We start from the raw sequence: 307 nt of genomic DNA on the forward strand, positions 1-307 counted from the left end.
CCCAATCATGACCTCCTTACCAGCAAACGCCAGTCCGCTACGCCAGCGCATGATCGACGACATGCGCATGCGCCAGCTTGCCCCCACGACCCAGGACATCTATCTGCACATCGTGCGTGAGTTCGCCCGGTTTCTCGGGCGCTCACCTGACACGGCCACCGTCGAGGACCTGCGGCGCTACCAGCTCTATCTGGTCGACCACGGCACATCGGCCGTGTCGCTGAACCACGCGATCACCGGCCTGAAGTTCTTCTTCACCGTCACGCTCGACCGGCCCGAGCTGATGGTCAGGATGCAACCGGTACGT

The 307-nt window shown here is 62.9% G+C and carries 1 protein-coding gene; it reads left to right on the forward strand.

Going from position 1 to position 307, the window contains the following annotated elements; genetic code table 11:
* Positions 1 to 7: 7 nt before the first annotated feature.
* Positions 8 to 307: site-specific integrase (locus P0D73_RS46885; protein WP_408436584.1), on the forward strand; the 300-nt coding region annotated here is incomplete at its 3' end.

It is taken from the genome of Paraburkholderia sp. RL18-101-BIB-B (assembly GCF_046026985.1).
Classification (GTDB): Bacteria; Pseudomonadota; Gammaproteobacteria; order Burkholderiales; family Burkholderiaceae; genus Paraburkholderia.